Raw genomic sequence first — 18,886 nt, forward strand, 5'->3', positions numbered from 1 at the left:
ATTTTGAAACAATTACAAGGATTTAAACCATGACTAAAAAATACTTAACACAATCCCAAATTTTGAAAGTAAAAGGCAACGGCAAAAAGCAACAATTACCGCTTGCAGATAAATTATTTTTATTGGTACAGCCGAGCGGTAAAACGAGCTTTTTATATTCCTATCGTCAACCCGTAAGCAAAATTATTAAACGGAAAAGCCTAGGCACTACCGAGCAAATGAGCCTAGACCAAGCTAAAGAAACGGCGATAAAGTTTAATATTTTGCTATCTAAAGGTGTAGATCCGCTTGAATACGAAGAACAGCAAGCCAAGCAAGAACAACGGCGACGCATAACCCTTAATGAAATTGCGTTAGACTGGCAAGAGATGAAAAGCAAGAATTTAAAGCCTAAAACTTTATCAGATCAAATAGCACGCTTTCATAATCATTTATTTCCGATTTTAGGGGATATAGCCATAACGGAAATCACGTTAGCGGACGCAAGAGAAAAGATAAAGCCTATTTATGATAAGACCCCACACATGGGCGAAAAAGTCGCAAGGGATTTAAGATCCTTAGGCAATCACGCCGTAGAAATGGGCGTACTAGATAATAATCATTTATTACTAATTAAAAATTCATTTCAACGCCCTAAATCAAAAAACAATAAGCATATTAAAGCAGAAGAGTTACCCGAATTTATGCGGAGATTGGCAAATTCAAATTTGCAATTGCAAACACGGCTTTTAATTGAATTTCAGCTTTTAACCATGGTGAGAGCAAAAGAAATTGTTACAGCAGAATGGGCGGATATTGATTTTAATAGTGCTTGCTGGCATATTCCCGCTGGTAAAATGAAAGGAGGTAAGAAAGCCCATGATGTTCCATTAAGTCGCCAAGCGTTAGCGATATTAAAGGAAATGCGGCAACACACCGCACAGCAAAAATATGTATTTGCTCACCGTTCTGAACATGGTAAACACTGTTCAAGCGGAACCGCAACCCAAGCATTTAAAAGGGCGTTAGGTTATAAAGGTATTATGACCCCGCACGGCATGCGGGGATTGGTTAGAACCTATTTATCTGATAAAAATATCACATTTTACGAAGTCGCCGAAGCCTGTTTATCTCATAAACACGGCGACGCAGTAAGCAAGGCATACAACAAAAGCACATATTATGAACAGCGTCAAATAGTGATGCAACAATGGGGCGATTTTGTAGAGCAGTGCAAAAAAGCCTAGCATAAGCCACACCAACACCAAGCAAGGGCGGAGCAATTCGCCCTTTTTGCCTTGAACCTATTATATCAAATAGCAATACCCGAAAAATAAATAAATGCGTTTTATGCTTAAAACTTAATCAAACGCACGCCGACAAAACGCAAGCATATCCTCGCCTCGCCCGCACGTTAAATAGGTAGTTTTTTACGCAAAATTCAAAGCCCTTTGAACCCTTGCCAATACTGGCACGGTTTAACGTTCTTATAGTCAAAATTATTACGCATTTTTACGCACAAAAACGCACTTTTACAACGCCTTTTTTTGACTTGATAACCCTATCCCAAGATACCGCCCCTTTTTACCGCCAAAGCCCTTTATTTTACGCCCTATTTTGTCAATTTTAGCCCTACAAATGGCACAAAAAGACAAAAAAACGCCCTTTCTATATGATGACTTTTGCCAATCAGGCGAAAACACACGACAACAGACAACCGCAAGCGAAAGGGGGGCAAAATGTGGCAGAAACGAAAACGCCAAGGCTAATCAATATTAAAGAAGTGATGAACCGCACTTCATTAAAAACTACCGCTATTTATACCTTGATGAAACGGGGTGAATTTCCCCAATCTATCAAGATAACAATCGACCGTATAGGCTGGCTAGAAAGTGATATAGATGACTGGATAACCGCCAAAGTAAACCAAACGAAAGGACAACACCAATGACCGAACAAACCCAAACAACCGACAATATCGAACAGCTTAAAGCCGAATTTCAGAAGAAAAAGGCGGATTATTTAGCCAAAGAGAGCAAACTCAAAGGCCTAGAAAGCGAAAAAGCCAAAGCGGAAGAAATGAAAGCCGCTTTAGAAAATGAGCTACAAGAGATCGCCGACAAAACGCAAACCGCTATCGATGCGGATAAATTTTTAACGGCGGATCAGTATGCAGAAATGAAATCAGCGGATTTTAATTTAAAAGCGAAAATTGATTATTATCAAGCTGTAATAGAAGAAGTTGAAGATAAGTTATATAAATTTAAAACTGAATTACATTATGAAAGAAGTAATATTTTAAATTTACGAGTTGGATTATTTAGAGAAATAATTCACACCTTAATTGAAGATTTTAAACGTTCACACGGTGCAGAGTTAAGTAAAATTTTTGCTATTTATGCAAAATCTGGATTAACAAATATTAATTCTTATTCACCTAAAGACCCAATTATTCAAGAGCTTGATAACTTTATGGATATTGTTCGGGAATTTATTAATATTTCCGCCCCAATAGATGAAAATTTTACCGTTAAAAATTTAATATATGATTTTAAAGCACCATCTATTATTAAACTTCACCACGATAAAACACTGGAAGAAATGGGAATATTGACACCAGAACCAAGAGGATTTAAAAAATTAATCAATGATTTAACGAAATAAGGAAAAATATAAAATGAGCATATTAGACAAAGTAAAAGAAAGCCTAAAGAAAGACCAATCAAGCATGGGTAATGAAATATCGCTAGATAATACAGGTTATTTAGAAATTGATAACAGAAATAAAGAGCTTGAACAAGAACTTTTAAAAAATCTAAGTGAAACACAGTTCTTTAATCTTATTAATATTGTAAAAACACAAAAGAAACAAGGCGAAAGCATAGGGATAATTTTACCTACAACATTTTTAAAAATAGAAGACGATAACCGAATAGATGTACAGCAAGCAATGACGCTATCAAGTGAATTTGATTGTAAAAAACTTACACTTGATAGTTATATTCTACACTCAAAAATTGATTCAAATAGTCTTTATTCTGGAATTGATTTAAATAAAACATTAAATCAGATATTAGATAAACAATGGATTTATTCATTATTAAATGCTGGTTTTACTGGTGAAATAAATTGGCTTAAAAAAATCCAGACTAACAAGCCTGATAATGTAATTAATGGTGCGAAAGTTGGCGACAAACAGACCTATAAAAGCATTAATGCTGTAGTGAAAGCTGGTTTAGAAAAATTAGGCGAAACTATTAAAAATTCAGGCGATTTTGTGGCAATTTGCGGGCGTAATATTATCCCCGATCACCCTGTAATTCTTCAGTATGGCGACCTAAACCCAGATCATACACACAAATGACAATTTCACAGAAATTAATAGGCGGATTGCGTGCGGTGAATGTTCCATATTTCCCAGAGAACAGCATTTTAATCACTAGATTTAATAATATTTCCTTTTATTTTCTACAAAATTCTGTACGCCGTATTATTGAAGAAGTACCAACAAAAAACCGCACGGAAACTTATTCAAGTATAACGTGCGACTTCATCATCGAAGACTACAACGCCGCCGCATTGATTGAAAATATCGAAATTATGGAATAATGCACCGCACTTTTTAAGCGTAACCAATAGGGCGATAAATTCGCCCTATTTTTTCGCTTATACAGTTTAAAAAGCCCTGTTCTAGTGCTAATCTAGGGGGAAAAAAATTATAACGTTTTACCCTGTTTTATCTTACGGAGAACCCCAAAAAATGCCAATCACCCTACCGCCTAGAAAATACTACACCTTACCTCAAGCCGTCGCCGAATTAAACAAAGACAAAAAGATAAATGTCACGATTGAAGATTTAATTCATTATGCAAGCAATCATTTATTAATGCTATGCGTAAAAGTGAGAACCAACCAAGAAGAACACCGCCTAGAATTTGATTTTATTGAGAATAATCAAACCCTAGATTGTGGCTTTTTTGGTGATGTTATTAATATAAGTATCAATAATGATATTTTATTTTATCAAAGAGAAATTAATTCAGAACAAATAAAAAATGCAAATGAATTAATGCTAACTATATTTGATGAAGAAAATTATTTTATATTAAATGGATTTATAGGAGTTTACCCAAATAGCCATAAATTTGGAACATTTGAAAGGGATTTATTAAATAATGAAATATCATTAAACAATATATCACTTATTACACCAAGAGAAATCGAAACTAATTTAATTATTCAATTCGACTTAGGAACGTTAGAAAATATAAAACAGAAAATTAACTACAATGATTTATATATTTTGGCAACGGAGCTAGAGTTATTAAAAAACGGCGGAAAATTGTTAGATGATTATGCAGAAAATAGCCTTTTAACCATCCAACAAGCCCCCCAAACCAACCGCCAAAACGTCAAGCAAGAAAACCAAATAAACTTTATTAAAACCTTGCTTTTTATGGATTATGGCATAGAAACCGCAGAACAGGCTAGAAATACTATCAGAAACGGCAATTTAGGGCGAAAATTGGAAAAACTTAAACAGCAACAACCCGAAAAAATAAACGATTTGAATTTAAAAATAATCACTGAAAAAACCTTGTTTAACTGGTATCAAAACAGCTAACTAACAAATATAAAAAAGGGTAATTACCCCTAAAAAATGGGTAATTACCCTTTTTTTATTCTTATTTCCCACACAATACCCCTAGACAAAAAAACACCAGAAAACGCTAAAAAACAGAAAACACAAACCAAAACAGGGGAAACTATGACAGATGAAACTATAACGCTATCCGTTTACGCCACGGCGAAAGAAATTTGTAAGTTATTGCACCTATCAAGGGCGAAACTTTACACAATGGCGAACGCTGGCGAATTTCCGCCACCGTTAAAACTAGGGCGTGCGTTACGCTGGCGAGTTAGTACGGTGAAAAACTGGCTAGACCAACAGGAACAAACCACGCAAGGGGGGAACTAATGGGATTAAATATATATTGCCCGAAATGCGATAAACCAATGAAAGTGCGAACCAGTGAGCGACCAACGCCGACCACCGTCAAGGCGATGTTGTTTTGTAATAACTGCTTAAATGTCAGGGCGCAATTTTTAGGCGGAATCGAGCGGATAGAATACGCCACTTATAGCACCGTTGACCCAGACCCGACACCAACCGAGCCAAAGGAAAAACCGAAAGAAACCATAAATCTAGGCTATTTCAAATAAAAGCCAAAAAAAAGCCCCTTTACGGAGAATAAAGGGGATGTTCTAAAAAATACTAATATTTCAGCACAAAGGATTAAAATATGATGAAGTTTTATTATATTGATTTTACTCAAAAAATCAACAAAACAACATATTTGAACATAAATAATCATAAAAAACGCTTGACAAAGTGCGGTGATTTTTGCGAATATTTTTGCAACGGGCGTGACAACCCTACAAAAACTCAAACGGCGAATAATTGCACGCCTTTAAATCGTGCTTTTTTTATTCGTAGCATTCGCACACATCAAGCAAATAGGCTATTATGTCTATCGTCAATGATAGCGTGCAATGGGCAACCCTTAGCGGTTGGCAGTTTTCCGTTTGAGACTGTTTGTCACCCCGTTGCACGTTATCGCCAAGCCGTGACAAGTAAAGGCGATAACTTCATAAATCAACAAACGGAGTTATCAGCAATGATCTATTTATTTTTAGGCATACACCGCCAACACCTAGGCGACACAAGTCGCACCGTTCAACGCTTACCGAAAGCACGCTTAATCATTAACGCCGACAGCGAACACACCGCCCGAGCAAAAATCGCGCGGGATTATTGTTTATTGCAATGCTGGAACGTCAAAAACCCCGAACATTTACACCGCACTTTAACCAATGTTAAGGGGGTGATTTATGCGTAAACGTTTTAACCGCCAATATACGCCACGCAGTGCAAGATATTTCAAAGCGATCGGGCAATTTATGCAAGTATGCGGAATGATTACCCTAGATATGCAAGGCTTTCAACGCAATGGCATATTAAGCCCCGAAGAATACGAAGAAGTCTTTGATATGCTAACTACTTTGCAATCGATGCTTGATGATGTGGATTTTAAGGGGGCGAATGATGAATAACCAACCTTTAACGGATAAATCACCGCAATTTGATTACCAATTTAACACCAAGCACTACCGCCCAATACCGAGCGAATGGGAAGATATGGAAACAAAATTAGATAAATTTAGCAGTTTATTATCTATTAAAAATTCGCTTTATTTCGCTATTGATGAGCAGTATCAAAATTTTGTATTCAGATCAATGAATGAAAGAGTCAAAGCTGCCCAAGTCGTGCATTATGACTTGATGATGATAGCCCAAATTCTACAAGAGAAAATAGAGCTAGAGTTTCAGCTATTAAGCGAATTTATCCAAGCACAGCAACCACAAGCAAACCAAGGGGGCGAATAATGAAAGCAAGACAATATCAACCACAAATAATTGACAGCGGCAGAGTAGAATATTGTGCAAAAATGATTAAGGGCAAAACCGCCGAGCAAATAGCGGAATTGATGAAAAATCCAGTTTTCAGAATGGTCGCCCGAAAATATGAAAAAGACCGCCAAAAGCGGCAACAATGGCAACGAGAACACGGCATCAATAGGGGGATTTTATGTTAGAAAAGCAGATAACCGTCAATAGCAAAGAGTTATGGGGAATAAAGCAGATCGCTAATTATTTAGGCTTGAGTTATAGATACGTTCAAAGCCTAAAACGTGATCCGAATTTCCCAAAGCCGATCAGGTTACCAAAACTAAACGACCCGAGCGTCACAAGCACACGCCCGAAATTTTTTGCTGGTGATATTGTTCGATATTGTGAGCAATGCAGAACCCCAAAAAACCAAAGCTAACCCAAAGGGGCAACCGCCCCTTTTTTTGATTGAAAGGTTATGAATTATGATGAACGGAAGACTTAAAAAAGCCCCGAATTTGAAAGAATTGATAAAGCAGAACCCCGCCCCCAGTGACGAAATCTTTATTTTGACAGGGGCGAACGTATGGGCGTTTTATCGTAAAGACCCGAAAGACGGCAAAACAGACGGACAGGGGATCGGCTATGACTTATTAAATAAAGCCAATAACCAAGTATTGCCAGAAAGCCAAGACTACAAGCCGATTATTTTAGATGAACGCCAACTAACCGCCGAACTTCATAAGCTGGAGCTATTACCCGAACAAACCCAAGCAGCAAGCCTTATTGATATTAGCGGCTTTTTTGCGTTAAAAGCCAACGCCAACGGCTCAAATATTCGCCACAACAACGAATTATTAAGCCGTTTATGCCAACACCTAGCTAAAACCGCCCGAAACCTTGAAAAACTTTGCTTAAAAGACAGCCTAGGGCAATTACAGGAAGATTTAAGCGGCTATATCAAGCGGATCAGAGATGAAGAAGTCATAGTATTAACCGCCCCCGAATTAATAGAACTCGATGCAGACACCTTGAAAAAATCCAACGCAAGCGAAAGGGCGGAATACTTTCTAAAATGGTTTAATAAGCCCTTAGCTTATCACCCCGAACAGGGCATAATTTACGGCTATAACGGCATTATCTGGCAAGTGATAGACGATAACCAGTTACAGCGATTAGTGAAAGATTTTTTTGCAGAATATGGGGCAAAATATGGCAGTGCAACCACGTTAAAAAATGTAATTGATTGCTTGAATGTGGATTTACCCTATTTTCAGAAAACCGATGAAAAATTGTTAGCCTTTAAAAATGGCGTATTGAATAAGCATACACTGGAATTTATGCCACATAAGCAAGAGCATTATTTAACAGGCTTTAATAATTGCGATTATTTAGATCGGGCATTACCTACCCCGATTTTTGATAAATACCTAGACTTTATAGGCAACCACAATGAAGACCGAAAGAAAGCCTTGCTAGGGGCGTTATATATGATTCTGAACGTGCGGAACGATTGGCAATTAACCCTAGAGCTAATAGGCGAAGCAGGGAGCGGAAAATCTACATTTTTAGAAGTTGCTAAATTAATTTCAGGGGATAACAACCACGCCGCTATTGATTTAGAAATAATCAAAGACCCAAAGGCTATTGATATGATTTTAAACAAGAGTTTTTTATATTCAGCCGACCAACCAAAATATATTGGCGATGCGTCAATTATTAAGAAAATATCAGGGGGCGATGAAATCACCTTTAACCCTAAAAATAAAAAATCATTTAGTGCGAAAGTCAATGCCATTATAGCAATCTGTTCAAACACCCTACCGATTTACAAACACGACGGGGGCGGAATGGAACGGCGTAGGGTATTATTCCCTTTTTATCAAGCCGTAGAAGAAAGCGACAAAGACCCAAATTTAATAGCGAAATTACAGCTAGAACTAGGGGGCATTATTCGCAAGATTTACGACACTTTCAGCGATCCGAATGAAGCAAAACAAGCGTTATTGATACAGAAAAACAGCCAAGAATCCTTAGAAATGAAGAGGAACAACGACCACGTTTTAGAATTTAGTGCAGAATTTGAATTAATGGAACAGGTAAGCAATAAAGGCTTAATAATAGGTAGCACTAGGGGATCTTTAGGCATTGATTCAGATTTAATATGTGATCGGCTTTATTGGCTTTATTTAGCCTTTTGTGAAGTTAGGGGCATAGACCAACGCTCACAGCTAAAGCCTAACGATTTATTTCAAGCCTTAATCATTGCTTTTAAGACTTCAGGGCATAAAATCAAGCTCACAAAACGCACAATAGGGGGCGGATATAACCACACCAACGCCATTTTAAAAGACAAAGAAGCAACCCTTAAAAAATGGCGTAATAGCTAATAACCCTTTGAAAATACCGTGATTTTTAACAAGAAAACACGGTATTTTTTTATGTTTTCTGTATCCCAAAAACTTTAATAATAAAATTAATTCACTTTTTCACTTTTTCACTTTTTTGATAGATAACTATTTGAAATATAAATAAATATTAATTCAAAAATAGCTAAATTTTTTTCACTCTCGTTTCACTCTTAAGTGATTTTTTTCACTATTTCACTAAATCACCCAAAAAAGTGAATAAAACACACTTCAATTTTTATATATAAATCATGGTGTTAAATGCTAAAAATGTGGAAAAGTGAAAAAGTGAGTGAAATTTCTATTATTTATTTATATTTTTTATTTTTCGCAGAAAAGGGAACCGCCAAGAGCAAAGGCAGATGATGATATTTTTGCTTTAAATATGCTCAATTATGATTAATAATGCGAAAGGCAAAAAAACACCAACAAAATGAAATGATCACCAAAAGATCACCAAAGCAGAAAAGCGAAAGGCTAGAACCTTTATAAAACAAGGCGTTAGAATTGAGTATAATTCCCTTCCTTACCGCCATGACTCTTTTATTTTTGTCTTATTTCATAATTTCTTATTCATAATCCCCACGAAATTTTTTCACCCCCACTTTTCCCCTCATTTTTTATTATTTTTGTGATATGTATTCCAAAACTGCGGTGAATTTCTTGAGAGTTTTAGGGTTTTGCTTGAAATTACACCCCGTTGAGTTTATTTCCAATATGCTCAACACAAAAAATCAATATTTATTTTCAACAAGGAAACCTTATGAAATCCATTAAAGCATTATTCGGCACAGTGGTACTAGCTGGCTCATTATTAGGCAGTGCAAACGTATTCGCAGAAACCGCACAACCAGCCACAACAGCCGTTCAGCAAGTTACTGCACAAACGGTTGCAACTGAAACACAAGCTACTGTAGTTGGTGATAAATTAAATATTAACACCGCTTCCGCCGCAGAAATTCAAAAAGCCTTAACGGGGATCGGAGCTAAAAAAGCTGAAGCCATTGTGCAATATCGTGAAACGCATGGTGCTTTCACTTCGTTAGATCAGTTATTAGACGTACAAGGTATTGGTCAAGCTACTTTAGATAAAAATAAAGATCGGATTATTTTCTAGTTATTTGCCAATCATTAATTAAAAGTCATTGCAATGTAATGGCAATGGCTTTACAATTTTGGTACTTTATATCAAAAACTGAAAGGATAAAAAAATGACTAGCATTAACTTTAATATTCGTCTGGACTCTCGCTTAAAAGAACGTGCATTTTCGGTGATCGAAAGCTACGGATTAACACCGTCACAAGCGATTAAGCTATTTTTAAATCAAATTGCAGATACTAAATCGGTGCCATTATCATTTGATCATCATGCTGATACGCCAAATGCAGTGACCAGATTGGCAATGTTAGAAACGATTGAAAATCGTAAGACTAACCATCTAAAAACCTACAATAGCTTTGAAGAAATTGTACAAGATAGTTAATACGATTGATCAGACTTGGTACACACGCCGAACTATTTTAAATTTTAGTCTATGGCATACCCTTGTGGCGAAAGTAATTGACCATCTAAATAGGCTTTTCCGTCAATTTCTTTCAAGCGATCATCAACAAACCATTTCACCACCAAAGGATAAATTTGTAATTCTTGTGTTTTCACTCGTTGTTGAATATCTTCTATGCTATCGTCAGGGAAAATCGGGACTTTAGCTTGCAAAATAACGGCACCGCCATCTACTTTCTCATTCACAAAATGCACCGATGTACCATGTTCCGTTTCGCCAGCCTCTAAAGCCTGTTGATAGGTGTTTAAGCCACGGAATTTTGGCAATAATGACGGATGAATATTTAAAATCTTGCCAGCAAAGCGTTGGGTAAATTCAGCGGTGAGAATTTTCATATAGCCAGCTAACACAATCAAATCTGCCCCAAGATCAGCAATAAAATCCGCAATGGCTAAATCCATTGCCAGATTATTTGGATAATGTTTACGTTCAAAAAGTGCGGTGGGAATATTGGCATTTTTGGCACGTTCTAAACCGTAAGCATTGGCTTGATTGCTAATCACAGCCACAATTTGCCCATTAATCATTTTATTTTCGCAAGCCTCTATAATCGCTTGTAAATTGGTGCCTGAACCTGAAATAAGAATAACGATTTTTTTCATAAAGATAGGTATTAAATTGAAACATTAAGGGCGGACATATCGATCCGCCCCGAATATTATTGAATAATCACTTGTTGTTCGCCTGCTTGTAACGGTTCAATTTGACCAATTAACCAAGCGTCTTCACCTGCTGCACGCAACACTGTCAAGGCTTTTTCCACATCTGCTTGTGGTAATGCAATCACCATGCCTACACCACAGTTAAAGGTGCGGTACATTTCATAGGTTTCAATATTGCCTTTTTCTTGCAACCATTTAAACACAGGCTGCCATTGCCAGCTTTTTTCATTAATGACCGCTTTCAGATTCTGTGGCAAAACTCGTGGAATATTTTCCCAGAAACCGCCACCAGTTAAATGAGCAATCGCATGCACATCAACATTTTCAATCAATTCTAACACCGATTTGACATAAATTTTGGTCGGTGCAAGCACTTGTTCGCTTAACGGACGACCTGTCAACTGTTCTGTGGCAGGGTTTACACCTGATACTTCAATCACCTTACGCACTAAAGAATAACCATTGGAATGTGGACCACTTGAAGCTAATGCAATTAACGCATCTCCCGCTTGTACTTGCGAACCGTCAATAATTTTAGATTTTTCCACCACGCCAACACAGAAGCCAGCTAAATCGTAATCACCAGCGTGATACATACCCGGCATTTCCGCTGTTTCACCGCCAACTAAGGCACAACCTGATTGTACACAACCCTCCGCAATGCCTTTCACCACATCGGATGCCACATCTACTTCTAATTTTCCTGTGGCATAATAATCCAAGAAGAACAACGGTTCTGCACCTTGCACCACTAAATCATTGACGCACATTGCCACCAAGTCAATCCCAATCGTATCGTGTTTTTTCAAATCAATCGCTAAACGTAATTTGGTGCCAACACCGTCTGTACCTGAAACTAAAATCGGTTCTTTATATTTGCTTGGCAACGCACATAATGCACCGAAACCACCTAAACCGCCAATCACTTCAGGGCGAGTAGTGCGTTTTACGTGCGGTTTAATCCGTTCAACTAATTCATTACCAGCGTTAATATCCACGCCGGCATCTTTATAACTTAATGATGGTTTGCTCACGATGTTGTCCTTTTGTATTCAAAAATTGGGGCTATTATACCGATTTTGAGAATTGAGGTAAACGTTTGCTATCGGGTATTTCAAACAAAAAAAGCCATAAAAAATTTCCCCAATTTTGCAATCGGGGAGTGGGGGGCTTTATGTAAAAGATTTATTTTATAAAGAATACACAAAAATCACCAAAATCAACACGGGAATTACATATTTCACATAATTAAACCAAATTGCAGTGAGTTTTTCACCCGCATTTAATTCTTGCTTGGCTTCATCTTTTAATACAAATCCAACGAATACGGCACAACCAAGTGCGGTTAAAATAAACAGAATATTACCACTAATGTAATCAAAGGCATCAAAAATACTTCGCCCAATAATGGTTATATTTTGCCATTCATTATCACCTAATACGGAAGGGATATTACCTAATAGAAAAATACCGCCTAATACTAAAGCAATCGATGCTTTACGACCTAAGCGAGTTTTTTCTTGTAAAGCGGTAATCAGCACTTCATAAATGGTTAATGAAGTCGTTAATGCCGCAATAATCAACAAACTAAAGAAAATGACTGCGAAAATTGAACCTTGCCACATATGAGAAAATACGATCGGTAAACTTTGGAATACCAAGGTTGGTCCTGAATTGGGAGGTACATTAAAAGTAAATAAGGATGGGAAAATCATAAAGCCGGCAGCAAGCGCGATTAAGGTATTCATCACGGCGGTAATCGTGGCTGTTTTAACTAGATTTTCTTTTTTATCTAAATAGCTTGATAGCGTGATTAATACACCAAAACCAAGGCTTAACGCAAAGAAAACTTGTCCCAACACAAATACAAATAACTCTTTGGTGATTTTTGAAAAATCAGGGATCAAATAGAATTCAATACCTTGTGCTGCACCCGGTAAAGTGACATTTCGTACAATCATCACTAACAAGAAAATAAATAGCAACGGCATTAAGAATTTTACCGAACGTTCAATACCATCCATAATACCCTTTGCCAAAATAACGTAGTTTGCTAATACAAACAGTGCGGTATAACCTAAAATTGTCAATGGACTGTTATGAATATAAGTAGTAAAGAAACTTGATGTGGTTTCAGGACTTACAGGCGCAGATAAATCCAGTGTTCCGCTAATAATGCTACCGATATAAGTTAGCACCCAGCCACCTAGTACCATATAATAAGCTAAGATACCAAATGCCCCAAGCAATCCCATGTAACCTAAAATTTTCCATGCCGGATGAATTTTCTTACCGTTTGCCGTTCCACTAAAAGCATCTATCGCATTTTTATGCATACGGCGACCAATCACATTTTCCACTAGAATCATCGGAATACCAATTACAATCATAGCAATGCAAAACAACATCACATAAGCACCGCCCCCATTTTCCCCAACCAAATAGGGAAAACGCCAAGTTGCACCAAATCCAACAGTTGCACCGGCCACCGTCAGAACATAGGTTAAACGACTTGACCACGTTTGGCGTTTTTCTGTTCCATTCACTGACATAAGATTCCTCTTTCCTATCGATAAAATACACTTTCCACTATCTCAAAATAACGGAAAGTGCGGTTAAAATTTAATAAAATTAATGGGTCAATGCAGTTTCAGGCTCCATATACTCAATATTTAAAGCATCCGCTACACCTTTGAATGTACAATATCCAGCATAAGTATTTAATCCTTGTAATAAAGCAGGATCAGCAAGACAGGCTTTCGCTACACCTAATTTTGCAATTTCTAAGCCGTATTGTAAGGTAGAATCGGTTAAACCTAGGGTAGAAGTTCTTGCCACACAGCCCGGCATATTTGCCACACAGTAATGGATCACACCTTCTACTTCATAAATCGGATCAACATGGGTGGTCGCTTTGGATGTTTCAAAACAACCACCTTGGTCGATAGCCACATCGACTAACACAGAACCTTTTTTCATTAATTTAAGATCTTCACGGGTTAATAAGTGCGGTGTTTTTGCTCCGGGAATTAATACCGCGCCAATCACCACATCTGCATCAGGCAGCAAGTGGAGAATATTACCACGAGAACTGGTTAATGTTTTAATTTTCATGCCAAAAATTTGATCAATGTAAGCTAAACGAACAGCATTTATATCTAAAATGGTTACATCTGCACCAATACCCATGGCAATTTGGGCGGCGTTCAAACCAACTACACCTCCACCTAAGATCACCACCTTCGCTTTGGGGGTGCCAGCCGTACCACTTAATAAGACACCTTTACCACCAAAGGTTTTTTGAATATATTTTGCCGCTTCTAATGTTGCTAATCGACCGGCGATAGAACTCATCGGTGCCAAGCAAGGTAAGCCGGTTGACGTTTTGATGGTTTCATAGGCAATAGCTTGAATTTTTTTCGCTAACAGCATTTCAGTGAGTGGTTTATCAGCGGCAAGATGAAGATAAGTATAGAGAATTTGATTTTCACGGAAATAATGATATTCGCTTTCGATAGGTTCTTTGACCTTAATAATCATTTCACTTTTGGCAAATAAAGTGGTTTTATCTGTTAATGTAGCACCGGCAGCTTGATAATCTGCATCACTAAAACCAATTTCAGTTCCAGCATCATGTTCAATATAAACTGTATGTCCTGCTTCCACATAAGCTAGCACATTTGCTGGGGTTAAACCAACACGATATTCTTGAACTTTAACTTCTTTTGGACAACCTATAATCATAATTTCCTCCTGAAAGGGATGAGTAATAAAGATAAGATGTGAGGATGTAATTATTCATTAACATCTGGATAACATTATACATGGTCGGAAAGAAAATTAATGTGAACTTGATCACAAATTACGAAATTAATCACTATTTGTTAAGATAAAGTTAAGATATTGTATTGATTACTGACTATTTGTTGATATTAAATTCTTCTACGGCGTCGGTGAAAATTCTTACTTGCAGTGTTTTTGCTTTTTTTGGAAGGAACGTTTATTGCAGAAAGTTCAAGCCGTCTCACTCGGCGGAAATGGCTTAGAAAATAATGGACGGAACTGGCCAAAATAACACCAGCTAAGAAGATAATAAATAATTCGCCGTATAGTTGATAAAAAATCTGATTGATTTTACTTTGTGTCGTTTGTCCATACTTGGCATCAAACGTGACGCGTAAAAAACCTTCCAATCCATTTGCGGAATAAATGGGTTCCACAATTTGCTGCGTGACCATCTCATTATTTTTTACTGGATCTAGCTGTTGTTGCCAGTTTAAATGATTACTACTTTGGGCTAATAGTTGACCATTATTTGCATATAAAGAAGCATCGAGTATAAAACTTTCTTTGGTCAGATTATCTAAATTTTCATTAAATTTTTCGGTTTTGGCATTATTTACCAATAGGGTAGAAAGGAAATTAGTTTGTTGTCGCACCAACAAATGAGACAAATTTGCCACTTGGTTCACGCTGGCTAATTGTGATCCAATTTGAAATTGTTTAACACCAAATAAAATTACTCCGACCACGCTTAAACAAAGGACGCAGATGATCAGTATCATACTGAATTTTACTAATTTTTCTTTGATTATTTGCAAGTTATTTACCCAAATATTTTGTAATAATGTATGATTGTAGCACTACAATAAAAAATTAACAGGATTTCTTATGCAAACTATTTTACAAAAATTTCCCCATTTTCCCACCGCACTTTTAGCTGAGCAGAAAGTACAGGAAAAACAAGGTTATTCTATTTTATTTAGCTCACAGTTAAATCTTGAAAAATTAATGGCTTTCCAACAAAAGTGCGGTGAAAATTTTCAGCTTTTTGATTGTTGGGAAATGGCCAATAATGTGGTGCTTTTAATGCAAGGAGAATTTAGCCCAGAATTTATTGCTTACGCTCACGAGCTACAATTAGATGCCGCAGTGCTTAATTTTCATGCGAAATTAAGCCAATCGGGTTTGCTTGTGATGGATATGGACAGCACTGCGATTAAAATTGAATGTATTGATGAAATTGCCAAACTGGCGGGAACTGGTGAAGAAGTGTCTGCAATTACCGCGGCTGCTATGCGTGGAGAACTGGATTTTGAACAAAGTTTACGTCGTCGAGTAGGTACTTTAAAAGGCGCAAAAGAAAGCATTTTGGCTGATGTTCGCCGAAATTTACCTTTAATGGGTGGTTTAAAAGAAACAGTCGGCGAATTGCAAAAATACGGTTGGAAAACTGCTATTGCATCAGGGGGATTTACCTATTTTGCGGATTATTTGAAAGATATGTTAGGTTTAGATTATGCTGTGTCTAACCAATTTGATATTGTAGATGGCGTACTGACAGGCAAAGTAAAAGGCGATATTGTGCATGCACAATATAAAGCTAAGGTATTACAGCAATTAGCTCAGCAGTTTAATATTGATCTTAAAAATACAGTGGCTATTGGTGACGGTGCGAATGATCTCGCCATGATGAGTGTTGCCGATCTTGGAGCAGCATTCCACGCTAAACCGAAAGTACAACAACAGGCTCAAGTTGTGGTAAACTTTGCGGATCTAACAGGATTGCTGTGCTTGCTAAGTGCCAGTGATCGGATTGCTAATTTAACTAAATAGGAGAACAAAAAATGCCATCATTTGATATTGTATCTGAACTCACCATGCACGAAGTGCGTAATGCTGTGGAAAATGCCAATCGTGTTTTAAGCTCTCGCTATGATTTTCGTGGCGTAGAAGCGGTGATTGAGCTTAATGAAAAGAACGAAAGCATTAAAATCACGTCTGAATCAGATTTCCAATTGGAACAACTGTTAGAAATTTTAATCGGCTCGTGTATTAAACGTGATATTGATAGCACATCTTTAGATGTTCCGTCCGAAAGTGAGCATCATGGCAAATTGTATTCCAAAGAGATTAAATTAAAACAGGGTATTGAAACCGATATGGCGAAGAAACTGGTGAAATTAATTAAGGATAGCAAAATTAAAGTACAAACCCAAATTCAAGGGGAACAAGTGCGCGTCACCGGAAAATCCCGTGATGATTTACAAGCTGCCATTCAATTAGTTAAAGGTGCAGAATTAGGTCAACCGTTCCAGTTTAATAATTTTCGTGATTAACCTATTTTAGGATCTAACCCTAATCTAACAAAAAGTGCTGAATTTTTATCAGCTCTTTTTTTGTGAATCTTTTGTGAAAAATTATCATTCTTTATTAAAAATTATGACATAGATCACATTTTTTTCATAAAAAATGGAGTAAACTTTCTTTCGCTGTAAAGAAATAAATAAAAACTTCAAATTTTAAGGAGAATATTATGAGTACTCTTAATTATTTACAAAAAATTGGGCGAGCATTAATGGTGCCTGTGGCAGCTTTACCAGCCGCTGCACTATTAATGGGTGTGGGGTATTGGCTTGATCCAGACGGTTGGGGAGCTAATAGTCAACTGGCAGCATTGTTAATTAAATCGGGTGGAGCGATTATCGATCAAATGCCTTTCCTATTTGCTATTGGTGTGGCTTTTGGTATGTCAAAAGATAAACATGGTTCTGCCGCACTTTCAGGTTTAGTGGGTTATTTAGTGGTAACAACATTGCTTTCCCCTGCAGCGGTCGCTCAATTACAAGGTATTCCAGCCGATCAAGTTCCAGCCGCCTTTAATAAAATTAATAACCAATTTATTGGGATTTTAGTCGGGGTGATTTCTGCTGAGTTATATAATCGTTTCCATACCGTTGAATTGCCGAAAGCCTTGGCTTTCTTTAGTGGTAAACGCTTAGTGCCAATCGTGGTGTCTTTGGTGATGATTATTGTTGCCTTTGTGTTACTTTATGTTTGGCCTGTGATTTTTGGTGGCTTGGTGTCTTTCGGTGAATCGATTAAAGATTTAGGTGCAACTGGTGCAGGTATTTATGCTTTCTTTAACCGTTTATTGATCCCTGTTGGCTTACATCACGCCTTGAACTCTGTATTCTGGTTTGATGTGGCGGGTATCAATGATATTCCAAATTTCTTAGGTGGTGCTCAATCTCTTGCTGATGGTAAAGCCGTGGTTGGTGTAACGGGTATGTATCAGGCAGGTTTCTTCCCTGTTATGATGTTTGGTTTACCAGCCGCTGCATTAGCGATTTATCATAGTGCCAAACCAGCCAAAAAAGCACAGATTGCTTCCCTTATGTTTGCAGCGGCACTGGCTTCGTTCTTTACTGGTATTACTGAACCACTCGAATTTGCTTTTATGTTTGTTGCACCTGTACTTTATCTAGTACACGCATTATTAACCGCACTTTCTGTCTATATTGCCGCATCAATGCACTGGATCGCTGGTTTTGGATTTAGTGCGGGGTTAGTGGATATGGTGCTTTCTTCTCGTAATCCATTGGCAGTGAATTGGTATATGCTGATTGTTCAAGGTTTGGTCTTTGCTGCGATTTACTATGTGATATTCCGTACTGTGATCAAAATGTTCAACTTGAAAACCCCTGGTCGTGAAGATGATGAAGTGGTTGAAAATATTGAGCAAAATAATACCAGTTATGAGCAACAAGCCGTACAATTTGTAAAAGCATTAGGCGGTAAACAAAATCTTAGCAATATTGATTATTGCACCACAAGATTACGTTTAACTGTGCAAGATATGCGTAAAATTAATGAATCCCAACTCAAAGCCTTAGGTTCAAAAGGTCTAGTCAAAATGGGCGATAATGGTTTACAAGTTATTCTGGGATTAGAGGCAGAATTTGTTGCAGAGGCGATGAAAAAAGTAAATTAAAATAACTTTATAAAAATAATGCCCTGTAATAAACAGGGCATTTTTGA

General features: G+C 37.2%; 23 protein-coding genes. 18 read left to right on the top strand and 5 right to left on the bottom strand.

Annotated elements, in window-relative coordinates; translation table 11 throughout:
- Window positions 1-29 precede the first annotated feature (29 nt).
- From O1Q79_RS00930 to O1Q79_RS01000, 15 genes are all read left to right on the top strand, one after another.
- Entirely contained in the window at window positions 30-1,226 is a 1,197-nt protein-coding gene (locus O1Q79_RS00930) for a tyrosine-type recombinase/integrase (protein WP_386692516.1), read from the top strand.
- Window positions 1,227-1,651: 425 nt separating this feature from the next.
- Complete coding sequence (locus O1Q79_RS00935; RefSeq protein ID WP_386692517.1) at window positions 1,652-1,930, top strand: helix-turn-helix transcriptional regulator; 279 nt, start codon at window positions 1,652-1,654, stop codon at window positions 1,928-1,930.
- Entirely contained in the window at window positions 1,927-2,643 is a 717-nt protein-coding gene (locus tag O1Q79_RS00940) for a hypothetical protein (RefSeq protein ID WP_386692518.1), read from the top strand. Before O1Q79_RS00935 ends, O1Q79_RS00940 begins: the two co-directional genes overlap by 4 nt.
- Before the next feature lie 13 nt (window positions 2,644-2,656).
- On the top strand, window positions 2,657-3,343 hold the full coding sequence (locus O1Q79_RS00945) for a P2 family phage major capsid protein (protein ID WP_386692519.1): 687 nt from the start codon (window positions 2,657-2,659) through the stop codon (window positions 3,341-3,343).
- Window positions 3,340-3,588 (top strand): P2 family phage major capsid protein, encoded by a 249-nt coding sequence (locus O1Q79_RS00950; protein ID WP_386692520.1) that lies wholly within the window; start codon window positions 3,340-3,342, stop codon window positions 3,586-3,588. Before O1Q79_RS00945 ends, O1Q79_RS00950 begins: the two co-directional genes overlap by 4 nt.
- 151 nt (window positions 3,589-3,739) lie before the next feature.
- Window positions 3,740-4,603, top strand: coding sequence for a hypothetical protein (locus tag O1Q79_RS00955; protein WP_386692521.1), 864 nt, complete (start codon window positions 3,740-3,742; stop codon window positions 4,601-4,603).
- 144 nt (window positions 4,604-4,747) lie between these two features.
- Window positions 4,748-4,957, top strand: coding sequence for a helix-turn-helix transcriptional regulator (locus O1Q79_RS00960; RefSeq protein ID WP_386692522.1), 210 nt, complete (start codon window positions 4,748-4,750; stop codon window positions 4,955-4,957).
- Window positions 4,957-5,202 (top strand): hypothetical protein, encoded by a 246-nt coding sequence (locus tag O1Q79_RS00965; protein ID WP_386692523.1) that lies wholly within the window; start codon window positions 4,957-4,959, stop codon window positions 5,200-5,202. The genes O1Q79_RS00960 and O1Q79_RS00965 overlap by 1 nt, the downstream gene beginning before the upstream one ends.
- Before the next feature lie 80 nt (window positions 5,203-5,282).
- Window positions 5,283-5,879, top strand: coding sequence for an ash family protein (locus tag O1Q79_RS00970; protein WP_386692524.1), 597 nt, complete (start codon window positions 5,283-5,285; stop codon window positions 5,877-5,879).
- Window positions 5,872-6,093, top strand: coding sequence for a hypothetical protein (locus tag O1Q79_RS00975; RefSeq protein ID WP_386692525.1), 222 nt, complete (start codon window positions 5,872-5,874; stop codon window positions 6,091-6,093). Before O1Q79_RS00970 ends, O1Q79_RS00975 begins: the two co-directional genes overlap by 8 nt.
- On the top strand, window positions 6,083-6,427 hold the full coding sequence (locus O1Q79_RS00980; RefSeq protein WP_386692526.1) for a hypothetical protein: 345 nt from the start codon (window positions 6,083-6,085) through the stop codon (window positions 6,425-6,427). Before O1Q79_RS00975 ends, O1Q79_RS00980 begins: the two co-directional genes overlap by 11 nt.
- Entirely contained in the window at window positions 6,427-6,636 is a 210-nt protein-coding gene (locus O1Q79_RS00985) for a hypothetical protein (RefSeq protein ID WP_386692527.1), read from the top strand. The genes O1Q79_RS00980 and O1Q79_RS00985 overlap by 1 nt, the downstream gene beginning before the upstream one ends.
- Window positions 6,637-6,915: 279 nt before the next feature.
- Complete coding sequence (locus O1Q79_RS00990; RefSeq protein WP_386692528.1) at window positions 6,916-8,820, top strand: DUF5906 domain-containing protein; 1,905 nt, start codon at window positions 6,916-6,918, stop codon at window positions 8,818-8,820.
- A gap of 781 nt (window positions 8,821-9,601) precedes the next feature.
- A complete protein-coding gene (locus O1Q79_RS00995) occupies window positions 9,602-9,955 on the top strand; it encodes a ComEA family DNA-binding protein (protein WP_386692529.1) in 354 nt (117 codons plus the stop codon).
- Window positions 9,956-10,049: 94 nt separating this feature from the next.
- A complete protein-coding gene (locus O1Q79_RS01000) occupies window positions 10,050-10,322 on the top strand; it encodes a type II toxin-antitoxin system RelB/DinJ family antitoxin (RefSeq protein ID WP_386692530.1) in 273 nt (90 codons plus the stop codon).
- Window positions 10,323-10,366: 44 nt separating this feature from the next.
- Here O1Q79_RS01000 and purN read toward each other — a convergent pair whose 3' ends face one another.
- The 5 genes from purN to O1Q79_RS01025 form a co-directional block, all read right to left on the bottom strand.
- Complete coding sequence (gene purN / locus O1Q79_RS01005; RefSeq protein WP_386692531.1) at window positions 10,367-11,005, bottom strand: phosphoribosylglycinamide formyltransferase; 639 nt, start codon at window positions 11,003-11,005, stop codon at window positions 10,367-10,369.
- Between the two features lie 56 nt (window positions 11,006-11,061).
- Window positions 11,062-12,099 carry a phosphoribosylformylglycinamidine cyclo-ligase gene (gene purM, locus O1Q79_RS01010; protein WP_386692532.1) on the bottom strand — a complete coding sequence of 346 codons (1,038 nt, stop codon included), beginning with the start codon at window positions 12,097-12,099 and terminating at the stop codon, window positions 11,062-11,064.
- A 156-nt stretch (window positions 12,100-12,255) separates the two neighbouring features.
- The gene (locus tag O1Q79_RS01015) at window positions 12,256-13,617 is read right to left on the bottom strand and encodes a sodium-dependent transporter (protein ID WP_386692534.1); all 1,362 of its coding nucleotides are present in this window, start codon (window positions 13,615-13,617) and stop codon (window positions 12,256-12,258) included.
- Window positions 13,618-13,696: 79 nt separating this feature from the next.
- Entirely contained in the window at window positions 13,697-14,809 is a 1,113-nt protein-coding gene (gene ald, locus O1Q79_RS01020; protein WP_386692535.1) for an alanine dehydrogenase, read from the bottom strand.
- Window positions 14,810-14,997: 188 nt separating this feature from the next.
- Complete coding sequence (locus O1Q79_RS01025) at window positions 14,998-15,666, bottom strand: YtjB family periplasmic protein (RefSeq protein ID WP_386692536.1); 669 nt, start codon at window positions 15,664-15,666, stop codon at window positions 14,998-15,000.
- 70 nt (window positions 15,667-15,736) lie between these two features.
- Between O1Q79_RS01025 and serB the strand changes: the two genes are divergently transcribed.
- The 3 genes from serB to nagE all read left to right on the top strand — a co-directional run bounded on the left by serB (window position 15,737) and on the right by nagE (window position 18,839).
- Window positions 15,737-16,681: a phosphoserine phosphatase gene (gene serB / locus O1Q79_RS01030; RefSeq protein WP_386692537.1), complete on the top strand. Its 945-nt coding sequence runs from the start codon at window positions 15,737-15,739 to the stop codon at window positions 16,679-16,681.
- A gap of 11 nt (window positions 16,682-16,692) precedes the next feature.
- Window positions 16,693-17,184 carry a YajQ family cyclic di-GMP-binding protein gene (locus tag O1Q79_RS01035; protein WP_132301564.1) on the top strand — a complete coding sequence of 164 codons (492 nt, stop codon included), beginning with the start codon at window positions 16,693-16,695 and terminating at the stop codon, window positions 17,182-17,184.
- A gap of 197 nt (window positions 17,185-17,381) precedes the next feature.
- The gene (gene nagE, locus O1Q79_RS01040) at window positions 17,382-18,839 is read left to right on the top strand and encodes an N-acetylglucosamine-specific PTS transporter subunit IIBC (RefSeq protein WP_386692538.1); all 1,458 of its coding nucleotides are present in this window, start codon (window positions 17,382-17,384) and stop codon (window positions 18,837-18,839) included.
- Window positions 18,840-18,886 lie beyond the last annotated feature (47 nt).

The organism is Lonepinella sp. MS14434 (assembly GCF_042468235.1).
GTDB lineage: Bacteria > Pseudomonadota > Gammaproteobacteria > Enterobacterales > Pasteurellaceae > Lonepinella.

Coding starts and splice junctions, on each gene's coding strand:
- O1Q79_RS00930 (WP_386692516.1), top strand. CDS start 30: ATGACTAAAAAATACTTAACACAATCCCAAATTTTGAAAGTAAAAGGC.
- O1Q79_RS00935 (WP_386692517.1), top strand. CDS start 1,652: ATGATGACTTTTGCCAATCAGGCGAAAACACACGACAACAGACAACCG.
- O1Q79_RS00940 (WP_386692518.1), top strand. CDS start 1,927: ATGACCGAACAAACCCAAACAACCGACAATATCGAACAGCTTAAAGCC.
- O1Q79_RS00945 (WP_386692519.1), top strand. CDS start 2,657: ATGAGCATATTAGACAAAGTAAAAGAAAGCCTAAAGAAAGACCAATCA.
- O1Q79_RS00950 (WP_386692520.1), top strand. CDS start 3,340: ATGACAATTTCACAGAAATTAATAGGCGGATTGCGTGCGGTGAATGTT.
- O1Q79_RS00955 (WP_386692521.1), top strand. CDS start 3,740: ATGCCAATCACCCTACCGCCTAGAAAATACTACACCTTACCTCAAGCC.
- O1Q79_RS00960 (WP_386692522.1), top strand. CDS start 4,748: ATGACAGATGAAACTATAACGCTATCCGTTTACGCCACGGCGAAAGAA.
- O1Q79_RS00965 (WP_386692523.1), top strand. CDS start 4,957: ATGGGATTAAATATATATTGCCCGAAATGCGATAAACCAATGAAAGTG.
- O1Q79_RS00970 (WP_386692524.1), top strand. CDS start 5,283: ATGATGAAGTTTTATTATATTGATTTTACTCAAAAAATCAACAAAACA.
- O1Q79_RS00975 (WP_386692525.1), top strand. CDS start 5,872: ATGCGTAAACGTTTTAACCGCCAATATACGCCACGCAGTGCAAGATAT.
- O1Q79_RS00980 (WP_386692526.1), top strand. CDS start 6,083: ATGATGAATAACCAACCTTTAACGGATAAATCACCGCAATTTGATTAC.
- O1Q79_RS00985 (WP_386692527.1), top strand. CDS start 6,427: ATGAAAGCAAGACAATATCAACCACAAATAATTGACAGCGGCAGAGTA.
- O1Q79_RS00990 (WP_386692528.1), top strand. CDS start 6,916: ATGATGAACGGAAGACTTAAAAAAGCCCCGAATTTGAAAGAATTGATA.
- O1Q79_RS00995 (WP_386692529.1), top strand. CDS start 9,602: ATGAAATCCATTAAAGCATTATTCGGCACAGTGGTACTAGCTGGCTCA.
- O1Q79_RS01000 (WP_386692530.1), top strand. CDS start 10,050: ATGACTAGCATTAACTTTAATATTCGTCTGGACTCTCGCTTAAAAGAA.
- purN (WP_386692531.1), bottom strand. CDS start 11,005: ATGAAAAAAATCGTTATTCTTATTTCAGGTTCAGGCACCAATTTACAA.
- O1Q79_RS01015 (WP_386692534.1), bottom strand. CDS start 13,617: ATGTCAGTGAATGGAACAGAAAAACGCCAAACGTGGTCAAGTCGTTTA.
- ald (WP_386692535.1), bottom strand. CDS start 14,809: ATGATTATAGGTTGTCCAAAAGAAGTTAAAGTTCAAGAATATCGTGTT.
- serB (WP_386692537.1), top strand. CDS start 15,737: ATGCAAACTATTTTACAAAAATTTCCCCATTTTCCCACCGCACTTTTA.
- O1Q79_RS01035 (WP_132301564.1), top strand. CDS start 16,693: ATGCCATCATTTGATATTGTATCTGAACTCACCATGCACGAAGTGCGT.
- nagE (WP_386692538.1), top strand. CDS start 17,382: ATGAGTACTCTTAATTATTTACAAAAAATTGGGCGAGCATTAATGGTG.